Source organism: Devosia sp. (assembly GCF_028290645.1).
In the GTDB taxonomy this organism is placed as follows: Bacteria; Pseudomonadota; Alphaproteobacteria; order Rhizobiales; family Devosiaceae; genus Devosia_A.
Window position 1 is genome coordinate 1 of the sequence record NZ_JAQGJL010000305.1, and the last position, 7582, is coordinate 7582.

Consider the following 7582-nt stretch of genomic DNA (forward strand, 5'->3'; position numbering starts at 1 on the left):
GTCGAAGGCAAGGCGGTCGGACATGCCGGCGATAATGCCGGTCTGGTAGGTTATTGCAGCAGCAGCATTGGCCGCGGCGATATTGACAGCGGTGTTGCCACCTGTTGCGCCAGCCGCGCCGCCGACGCCATTGGGGTCAACACCCTGATACATCGCAAAGACGGCGTCCGGGTTGCTCGGATCCTGGTTACCGCCAGCGCTTTGTAGCTCTGCCGTCATCTGCTGGAGCGTGCGCGGACCGTTTCGGGTCTGGTAGACCGGGCCATTATTCGTCGGAGCAGCCCCGCCTCCACCACCGCCGTTGTACGCCTGCTCGGCGGCAGATTGCGTCGGGTAGGTGCCGACGACCTGGCCGCCCTTGACGACGACGTAGCCGGCGCCGGTCTGGCCTACGTAGTTGCTCTGGTCCATCGGTTATCCTCCGGGGTCAGGAGTCGGTGCTAAGATCATCGGGTAGGTACGAGCGTTTCGTGGTATGCCGGGCTCGGTGTCGGCGAAGGGTTTTCTCGCAGCCACGCCATAAAGCGACCGACAGCAACCGGGTCAAAAGAGAGCCAGCGCACCTGGCACTTGTTGCACTTGAACGAAGCGCAGGCACGGCCATCTACATCCGCCGTAGCCACTTCCACCGAATGTGGGTACTCGCAAAACGGACAGATGGTGTTCATTGGGCTTTCTCCTCAAACTGAACACAGCCAAAGTCCGCCATCGTCTTAATTAGGGTCGTCTCGCCGTCATCCCCGTACTCGCGCGGCCACGGCTGGAGCTTAGAATCATTCACCTCAGCACGTTCGCACACACCGATATCTCTATCTTGACGTAGCCACCACTTGCAGTCCCTACATAGCCCCATTGTCGCCCTCCGCACCTAGCAACGCTGTCCCGCTCACCCGATCCTGTCGCGTCTTCGTGACCTCGGCCAGCATCTTGGTGTACTCCGTAATGCCCAACCGATGCAGCTCGGCCATCCGTTGCTGCACGTTGGGCGAGCCGTCCGGGTTGAAGAGGTTTTGCTCGTAGTAGTGCATTTTCTGGCTCTCGCTCGCATTCGCGGCGAAGGGCGCCCGGCCACCGCCTCGTAGGCTATCGGCGAGTTGAGTCGCCGTGTCGTCGAGCCATTGGGCGAGGTCGGAGGATGCTTGCTCAAAGACGTGCTCGCGGGGCATTAGGCTACTTCCTTCTCAGCAAAGACTCTTTCGACTGTCTCCCAACAGCCTGAGCAAGCTTCTGAGATAAAGAGATTGCCCTTGCCTGGAACTATTGTGGATTGCTTGTCCTTCCGTCGCCTGTTGATAGGCCGTTGGCACATGAAACACAGCCCAGGTAGTCTCTTCGTCATCTATCCTCCTCCTTGCCCTGGCAACGGCTGCGCGTTCGGCGGTGGCTGCTGGACGCCACTCGGAGCACCCGCCACAGAACCGGCCGGCGTTGGCACCAGCGGTACTCCATTCTGCCCGGGCTGATAAACATTTGCGAGTTGGTTGTCTGGAGGGGCCGGCTGCCCCGGCTGCGCGATCTGCGCGACCGCCTGCGAGCCGGTCATCGCTTTCTGGTCGATCGTCGCCAACTGGGCGAAGGTGCGATCTCTCAACTTCGACTGAATCGCCGGGTCTTGCTTCAGCTTGTAGAGCAGCCAGGACCGCTCAACCTCTTCCGGGTTGCCGCCCAGCTCGGTGATGGCGTCTTCGCGCGACTCTAACTCCATCTTGAGCAACTCTTCGTGGGTCCGGATCTCGATGATGCGGTTGGAGGGTGTCTCTGGGTTGAGGCGGATCTGGTAGCGGTGGACGCCCTTCAGGTCTTCGTCACTCAGCGTCAGCCAGCCATCCTTACGTCCACGCCGCTTCTGATCCGGAGGGTTCTCGCCCCAGACTGTGACACTTTCCTTGATCCGGTTCTCGATCAACCAGCTTTCAAAACTCACCCGCTCACTAAGCGCAATCTGGGCGTTGTCGACGATCGGATCCCACGCCAAGGACGCCATATAGGCTCGCTGGTTGGTATCGTAGCCGCTGGTCGCCGGCCCGGTGCCCTGCGCCGCTTCGGGCAAGGCGTCCTGCACCATCTGGTGCACTTCGTTGACGAAGGCGTTGAAGTCCTGGCCCGCCGCCGGCATCTGGATTGGCTCGATATCGTAGGGATAGATCGTGCCGGGCACGACCTGACTGGTCCCTCCGTCCACGTCCGCCTGATCCTGGCCGTAGGGTGCGGGCGGCAGGAGGGCGCCGGGCTTCTGGGTGCGCTTGAACGAGGGAAATCCGGTAAAGAACGCCGCGTTGGCCCTTATCGTCAGAAGGCTGTCGAGCAGCGGGAACAAATCCAGGTAGGGGTACAGGATGCTCAACCCCGCCCGATCGGGCAGCGTCGAGTCGGTCGTTGTGCCCAAAGCGTGAAAGTAGGGACCGCGCAATGTCTTGCAGACCCTATCCCCGTAGTGGTGCTTGAGCGACTTGACGAGCGTGCCGGATCCCAGCTTGCTGCCAGCACTCGCCGTCTGTCCGGGACCGATCATCACGTAGTAGACGGTATCCCACGTCCACGCCTCGAACATGCGTAGAGTCTTCTTCTGCCCCATCACCTGCGCCCAGCCATTCGAAGGCAGACCCATCGCCTGCGGTACGATATGGCCGCGGCCGTCCAGCGCATAGCCGAACTTCTCAAGGTTGTCGGTATAGGTGACTTCCTTGACCTCAGCCGCGAAGGTGATGCCGTCGTCGCCCTTGATGTAGTAGAACGTGTTCGCCGGGACGTAGGTGGTGCGGATCGGGTACGGCTGACCGCGTTTGTACTCCTCGGTCTTGGCGTTGTACACGCTATCCTTGCCCGCCTGGTCGAGGCCCTGGTACGGGCCGTCGGCGCTCTCGCTCTCCAGCTCACCTTTGAGCTTCTTGGAATACTTCCCGTAGCCTGACCACGCCGTCTTGGCCCGCTCGACCGTCTTGAGGCAGCCGGAGCCTTTGGTGACGAGAGAGTACATGAACTTGCGGAACAGCCGGTCCTTCGCCTCTTCCTGCTGGCGCGTCCCACTGGCGTCGAAGAAATGCTCCCTCAACTTGGAGTTTTCCTCGTAGCTGGTGCCGAACCCCACCGGCTGAAAGAGCGTCGTCGGCGGATTCTTCGACAAGGCGGCCGTTACCATCGTCGCGATCTTGATGGCGAGTCGGGCACGGACCACCAACGCCGTTTTCTTGTACGCCTCTGGAATATCGGGCACACTGGCGCAAAACAGGATGTCGTCGATGTAGTTGTGGAGGTCGTCCCTGGCCTTGAAGTCGCCGCGCAACTGGTCGACGATGCCGGTGAGCTCGCGCACCTTGGTGCTGTCGTTGACCTCGGCGAGCGTGCCGGAGGATGCGATGAGGGCGTCCTGGACGTCGGGCTTACGAGGGGCCATCAGCCAAACCTCACTTTTGTCGGGGGCTGCGGCGCTTGTGCCTCGGCCATCCCCCCGTAGCGCAGCGCGTCGGGTGCGTGGTCCTCGCCGTCGGTGTCCACGTCCTCTACGTCAATCCGGTCGTGGACGAGGCCGGGGAGCGTCCGTATCAGGTTGGGGCACGTCTCAAACACTTGCAGCCGCGGCTTCTTCGTCGTGGCGTCGACCTTGAGCAGTTCACGAAGGCGGAGCCAGCCGGCGCGACGGTCGTTGTTCGCCTGGACGATCTCGCACAACTGATCGGTGTACGCCTGGGCGATGCTGACTCCGTTGGGCTCACGCGACCACATCGACGGATCGGCGTAGCGCCAGAGGATGCGCTCGCCCTTGGACAATTCGAGGATGGCGCGAGCCTGCTGGACGTCGGTGTACCGGGTCACGTACAGCTCGCGGTAGACGTAGATCGTGCGGTCGGGCGCCCTGGCCAGCCAGAGGCAGCACATCGGTGCGGCGTTGCCGTAGTCAATCCCGCACCAGCGCGGCCATTCCTTAGGAATCGCAAACGGCTTGACGACGTGCAGGCTGCTGTCCCACTCATCGAAGAATTGGCCAACGAAGATATTCCAATCGCCGAGCAGGAAGGCTTTCCTCAGTTTCTCGGGAAGGGTGTTGAGGGTGGAGATGTAGGACTCAGGGAGTGCCGGATTATCGCCAGCACGAGCGGGAACGAAAGCAAAACTTGAAGGATCAAGCCGAGAATCGTCCCCGCTAAAATCGCGGTCGACCCATAACTGCTTGACCCAAACATGACCGATGCCACCAGGGTTAGTAGCAGCGGCAAAAGGGCTAAAAGTAATACCCGGCCAGCGCTTGCGAGCACGAAGGACATCGAATGTCTCCCTCTGATTCTGCGTCAGCTCGTCCACCGCGATCGCGGCGAACTCGACCGATTGGTATTTCTCTGGGCGATCCAGGTTCCGAAACGCCAGCACGCCGCCGCCGTAGTGAGGATGGAGCCGGAACTCGTGCTGCGTCTCGTTCAAGCGTCCGAGCCAGGCGGGGAAGTCGGTTCTAACTTTGGAGAGGTGTCGGTCTCGGAGGGCAGGATAATCTTCACAGAAGAGCCCAACACGCACACCAACGTGCCCGGCGGCAGCCCACTTGAGGAGTAGGTCCACGAGCCACCACCGCAATATGTAGCTTTTACCTGGCCCCGCAGCCCCGCCGAATAGTGTATACTCGTGATCCCGCGTCGCATTCAGGAACTCCTTCTGCCGTGGCCAAGGGTTGACGACCTCGGAGAGTTTGATGGTGGTCATAGGTCCGGCTTCGCGACCATCGAGGTATCCGCGCCTTCTTCGGGTGCCTTCGGCGGAGCGCCCAGTATCCAAGGGGTGAGCCAGTTGCGCGCGTCTTTATCGCCACGCTCAGCCTGTTGCGTCGCCGTCTTGACCACGTTTAACCAAACGTCTTTCGTGACAGCCTTATGAACAAGCTCAAGCATTCGCGCCTGGTAAGCCACGACCTTGGTCCCCTTGCGTCCTGCCCCAGGTCGAGCGCCTCCGTGTCCGTTGGCCACACTTGGTTTCCCTAGTTGAATGACTATTTCAAGGCAACGAAAAAGCGGTCACCCCAAAGAGGGATGACCGCTCGTGCCGAGTCAGGTCGGTTGCAAATCTTATGATAGCACAAGGGGCAAGCGGGTTATAGGCTACTTAGTTTGGCACTGGCCCCAGCACATAGGCGACAACAATCATATACGTTATCCACAGCGTGACAATGACAGACCGTCGGTCAGCACTTACCCGGTCACTCCATAAGGACCACCACACGAGGAAGCCCACCACGCCAATAGCTAAAAGAGTTAGCTGAATAACCATTCCATTATTCTACCTCCTCACCCCTCTCACATTCTCCGCGATCTCCGCCGACAGCCCTGAGGTCGGCCCGAAGTCACAATGGACGTGCCCACGGTTGAGCGCATTGATCTGATTCTGGCGGATCAGCACCAGCTCAATGATCTCCGCCGCCCAACCATTCACCGTGTGCTTCTTCCCACTAGGGTCGATCACGTCGATCACGACGGGTGCTGTGATGGCCATCGGGTGCCTCCTACGGTGTGTGGTCTATGCCTTCCAGTCTGAGAGAATTGGAACAAAACCCTCGATTGACTGGTTGTCGGAAACGTTTAGCCAGCCGCCGTAGTAGCCGTTGCTGCTGTTGCGGAAAATCAGGTCGGCATATCCCCTAGCTGTCGTGAAACGGTAGCCATAAACCTGATCTTCATCTTGACGACCCCGATTATCATTGGTGTCGTAGTCGGGCATCTCGACTTCTTCCACCTTGACGACGGATTGATTGAGTAAGGTATCCACGCCCAAGAAGTCAGCAAACCAGGACTCTGAGCAGCAGTCACCTTCCACATGAAGGTTGCAGTCGCCGCCATCAGTCTTGATGACCAGATTATGCTCGCCTTCTTCAACCCAAAGAGACTGAACAACTTTGCCAACTAAATCATTCAAGCCAGTCATGAATTAACTCCTTCCTGCGGTGACGTGGTGAGCGCGGCTTTTAGGTCATCGACATATTTACCGATCTCAGGCCACGGCTTACGGCTAATCAACTCCTTCAGTCTCCCCACCTCCGCCTCGCGAGCGGCGAGCGCGGCATAATACCCATACCGGAATGAGCGTCTCGCCCTGCTGACATTCTCGTCAGGTATGAGCGATTCCTTCACGAAGTTATCAACAGCCCGTTCCACTTCCTGAATACGGGCTAGATCAGCACCTGTTTTCTCTGCGATTGGCTGTTCACTCATCACCCCTCCCCCTAATCCCACGTCTCGCCCACCTCCGCGCTGGCCTCGTCGACGGCATCGCGAGCGGGCGGAATCGCTGGCAGCCTCAACTGCTGCACGAGGCCCTGGCAGCGCCACACACCCAGTTGCATCGTAATCACGATGTTGATAGCGTCCGGATGCGAGTCGATGTACCGCTTCACCCGCTCATCCATCTCCGCCAACTGATCGGTGAGCTGCCGAATAACAGCGATCTGGTCCAACGTCGCGCGGTCGCTCATTTGCGGGCCTCAATGTTGAGGGTGTCACCCACTCCAACAACTTCACTGAGACGAAAGCCAATCGCAACCGGCTCCCTATCTTCGCGTAGAGCCGCGTCGTACTCATCATCCGTGGTCACGTAAACGTGAAGCTCTCCGACGCTGACAATTCGTCGTTGAATGATTACGTCCCCATAGGACATCAGCCAGACGTGCTCACCCGCCTTCATCCGTCACCTCCGCCGCAGCCAGGCCCAAGAGGGCGGCATACTCCACGACTCCCGCCAACTGGTCGATATCGAGATTGTCCCAACAACCAACGTACCCGCAGGAAACACAACGGGCGTTGATACCACCACCAGGAATAACCTCCCAATGGCGAGGCTGGCCGCAGGTAGGGCATTTCGGGCACGTCCTCTTACGTCGATTCGCCATCGGTCTCTCCTTCCCGCTTCTGCCAGGCGGCGACGGCTGCTTCTAGTTCTTCCTCTGCTGCCCGAGTCTCTCCTGGTTGAAGCGGCATGCTCTGACGAGTGATCCGGCACCACTTCTCTGCCGCCATCAGCACCTCCTCCGCGCCGTTGGCAGGGGTGGCGAGGGCGGCAGTTACGATTGCCGTTACCCGGTCCTTGGTAGAGCCAGGAAAGCAAAGGCTAACAATGTTCCTGATTTCCTCTAGAGCCTTCCGGTATGACACCTCCCGCCCTTCGGCGGCTGTCAACTTGCCGATGAGCCCTTGGGCAACATCGCAGGCTTGCTCAATCAACCATCGCTGCTCGGCGATGGTTGCGGTGGCGGAGGCGAGTTGGGCGCGGAGGGCGGCGATCTCGACGAAAAGTAACCTTGCATCTTTCAGGATCAGATCACTGATCCATCCGCGAGTGGAGGCGTAGTTAAATTCGTGCTCAATCCTGGTGATGTCGGCATCGGTTAGCCTGGTATCACTCACTCCCCCGCCTCCGTCTTGACGTTCGGTCGTAGTTGCGTCCTCATTTGTCGCTTAATCCCGAGAGCCGAGCGAACACATCCCTGTTTTTGAGAGAATTGACGGTTCGCATCGCTCTGCTGCTGAATCTGACAGTCAATAGGCAGCCCGGTTAACGAGCGACCGAACAAGGAAAGCGCCAGACATGTCGATACCCATCGATCGTT

Annotated in this window: 11 protein-coding genes; all 11 read right to left on the reverse strand. The window is 59.4% G+C overall.

Annotation, left to right across the window (positions count from 1 at the left end; translation table 11 throughout):
- The coding region (locus JWQ89_RS16395) for a hypothetical protein (protein WP_299642699.1) at positions 1–411 on the reverse strand (411 nt) is incomplete at its 3' end.
- A 428-nt stretch (positions 412–839) separates the two neighbouring features.
- Positions 840–1166, reverse strand: a complete 327-nt coding sequence (locus JWQ89_RS16400) for a hypothetical protein (protein WP_299642701.1) — start codon at positions 1164–1166, stop codon at positions 840–842.
- Positions 1167–1339: 173 nt separating this feature from the next.
- Positions 1340–3394 carry a hypothetical protein gene (locus JWQ89_RS16405; protein ID WP_299642703.1) on the reverse strand — a complete coding sequence of 685 codons (2055 nt, stop codon included), beginning with the start codon at positions 3392–3394 and terminating at the stop codon, positions 1340–1342.
- Positions 3394–4692 carry a hypothetical protein gene (locus JWQ89_RS16410; protein ID WP_299642705.1) on the reverse strand — a complete coding sequence of 433 codons (1299 nt, stop codon included), beginning with the start codon at positions 4690–4692 and terminating at the stop codon, positions 3394–3396. The genes JWQ89_RS16405 and JWQ89_RS16410 overlap by 1 nt, the downstream gene beginning before the upstream one ends.
- A complete protein-coding gene (locus JWQ89_RS16415; protein ID WP_299642707.1) occupies positions 4689–4877 on the reverse strand; it encodes a hypothetical protein in 189 nt (62 codons plus the stop codon). The genes JWQ89_RS16410 and JWQ89_RS16415 overlap by 4 nt, the downstream gene beginning before the upstream one ends.
- Positions 4878–5262: 385 nt before the next feature.
- On the reverse strand, positions 5263–5475 hold the full coding sequence (locus JWQ89_RS16420; protein WP_299642709.1) for a hypothetical protein: 213 nt from the start codon (positions 5473–5475) through the stop codon (positions 5263–5265).
- Positions 5476–5499: 24 nt separating this feature from the next.
- Positions 5500–5904 carry a hypothetical protein gene (locus tag JWQ89_RS16425; RefSeq protein ID WP_299642711.1) on the reverse strand — a complete coding sequence of 135 codons (405 nt, stop codon included), beginning with the start codon at positions 5902–5904 and terminating at the stop codon, positions 5500–5502.
- Positions 5901–6191 (reverse strand): hypothetical protein, encoded by a 291-nt coding sequence (locus tag JWQ89_RS16430; protein WP_299642713.1) that lies wholly within the window; start codon positions 6189–6191, stop codon positions 5901–5903. Before JWQ89_RS16430 ends, JWQ89_RS16425 begins: the two co-directional genes overlap by 4 nt.
- 11 nt (positions 6192–6202) lie before the next feature.
- Positions 6203–6451 (reverse strand): hypothetical protein, encoded by a 249-nt coding sequence (locus JWQ89_RS16435; protein ID WP_299642715.1) that lies wholly within the window; start codon positions 6449–6451, stop codon positions 6203–6205.
- Positions 6448–6660 (reverse strand): hypothetical protein, encoded by a 213-nt coding sequence (locus JWQ89_RS16440; RefSeq protein ID WP_299642716.1) that lies wholly within the window; start codon positions 6658–6660, stop codon positions 6448–6450. Before JWQ89_RS16440 ends, JWQ89_RS16435 begins: the two co-directional genes overlap by 4 nt.
- 188 nt (positions 6661–6848) lie before the next feature.
- Positions 6849–7379, reverse strand: a complete 531-nt coding sequence (locus JWQ89_RS16445; RefSeq protein ID WP_299642718.1) for a hypothetical protein — start codon at positions 7377–7379, stop codon at positions 6849–6851.
- Between the last annotated feature and the right edge of the window lie 203 nt (positions 7380–7582).

What these genes read in the sequence shown, in the direction of transcription:
- JWQ89_RS16400 (WP_299642701.1), bottom strand. Translation starts at nt 1,166, where the DNA reads ATGCCCCGCGAGCACGTCTTTGAGCAAGCATCCTCCGACCTCGCCCAA.
- JWQ89_RS16405 (WP_299642703.1), bottom strand. Translation starts at nt 3,394, where the DNA reads ATGGCCCCTCGTAAGCCCGACGTCCAGGACGCCCTCATCGCATCCTCC.
- JWQ89_RS16410 (WP_299642705.1), bottom strand. Translation starts at nt 4,692, where the DNA reads ATGACCACCATCAAACTCTCCGAGGTCGTCAACCCTTGGCCACGGCAG.
- JWQ89_RS16415 (WP_299642707.1), bottom strand. Translation starts at nt 4,877, where the DNA reads ATGCTTGAGCTTGTTCATAAGGCTGTCACGAAAGACGTTTGGTTAAAC.
- JWQ89_RS16420 (WP_299642709.1), bottom strand. Translation starts at nt 5,475, where the DNA reads ATGGCCATCACAGCACCCGTCGTGATCGACGTGATCGACCCTAGTGGG.
- JWQ89_RS16425 (WP_299642711.1), bottom strand. Translation starts at nt 5,904, where the DNA reads ATGACTGGCTTGAATGATTTAGTTGGCAAAGTTGTTCAGTCTCTTTGG.
- JWQ89_RS16430 (WP_299642713.1), bottom strand. Translation starts at nt 6,191, where the DNA reads ATGAGTGAACAGCCAATCGCAGAGAAAACAGGTGCTGATCTAGCCCGT.
- JWQ89_RS16435 (WP_299642715.1), bottom strand. Translation starts at nt 6,451, where the DNA reads ATGAGCGACCGCGCGACGTTGGACCAGATCGCTGTTATTCGGCAGCTC.
- JWQ89_RS16440 (WP_299642716.1), bottom strand. Translation starts at nt 6,660, where the DNA reads ATGAAGGCGGGTGAGCACGTCTGGCTGATGTCCTATGGGGACGTAATC.